Origin of the sequence: Bartonella sp. MR110HLJHH (genome assembly GCF_042194225.1) — a bacterium.
Classification (GTDB): domain Bacteria; phylum Pseudomonadota; class Alphaproteobacteria; order Rhizobiales; family Rhizobiaceae; genus Bartonella; species Bartonella grahamii.
The window spans coordinates 1-1262 of sequence record NZ_JBHIMQ010000066.1; the positions used below are offsets into that span (position 1 = coordinate 1).

Below are 1262 nucleotides of genomic sequence, written 5' to 3' on the forward strand. Positions count from 1 at the left end.
GTAGTTCTTTCACGAATCTTGATAAAAAGATTGAAAATATAGTCATTAATGGGACAGGGAATAGTCTTGTTAAGCAAGATGATACAGGACTTATTACCATTGGTGGAAAAGTAAGTGGAACTAAAGTAAGTATTGCAAACGTTGATAATGCAGTTCGGACTCTTTCCGGTGTTAATGCTGGTTCTATTACAGCAGCATCCACTGATGCGATAAATGGTTCTCAACTTTATTCCATGAGCAATGTCGTTGCAGGCTATTTTAGTGGTGATGCTGGATATGGTGAAGATGGAAAGTGGAATGCTCCTACTTTTACAGTTAAAGTCTTTGATGAGAATGGTAATGGAGCTGAAACGCAATATGGAAATGTTGCGGAGGCACTTTCTGGTGTAAATAGTTCTTTTACAAATCTTGATAAAAAGATTGAAAATATAGTCATTAATGGGACAGGCGATAGTTTTATTAAGCAAAATAGCGCTGGGCTTATTACCATTGGGGGAAGCAAAGGTGGCGATAGAATAGATATTGCAAACAATATTAATACCCCACGAGTTCTCTCTGGTGTTAAGGGTGTTGCATTTACGAAAACATCGACCGCAGCAGTAAATGGTAGCCAGCTTTATTACGTGACTAAGACATTTGCAAATTATTTTGGCGGTGGTGCTGGATATGATGAAAGTGGAAACTGGAGTGCTCCTACTTTCACAATTAAAGCCTTTGATGAGAAAGGTAATGAGACTGAGAACACGTATACGAGTGTTGCAGCTGCATTTGCTGGCCTTAATGGTACTTTAACAGGTTTGAATGAGCGGGTTCTGAACGGTATTGGTGTAAGCTATCCTACTATTGCAGAAGGCTTTCCTTTTATGAGAAGCTTATCTCTTGCCATGGATGAAGAGGAATATGCCATGGGTGATGATGGGACTCTGCCTCCGGTAACTATTTCTCCTGACATAGAATCAACTCAAGTAAGTCTTATGACTACTTCAGGTAAAAAACGGAGTCTTTTTGGTCTTGTTAATGGTGATATTTCTGCTAACTCAGACGAAGCAATCAATGGTTCTCAACTTTATAATGTCAGCACAGGTCTTGCAGCTTTTTTAGGTGCTGGTGTTCAATATGATGAAGAAAAAGGCCTATGGAACACTCCACACTTTAAGGTTATGGAGTTTGGTGACGGCGGTGTTATGTCGAAAGAATATAATGATGTAGCTACCGCGTTTGATGGTGTACGTAAGAGCATGTTGGCGATCAATACACGTCTT

General features: G+C 39.7%; 1 pseudogene. It reads left to right on the forward strand.

The features are described from left to right. Positions 1 to 1262, forward strand: a pseudogene (locus ACFIKB_RS09330) (hypothetical protein); the annotation flags it as partial.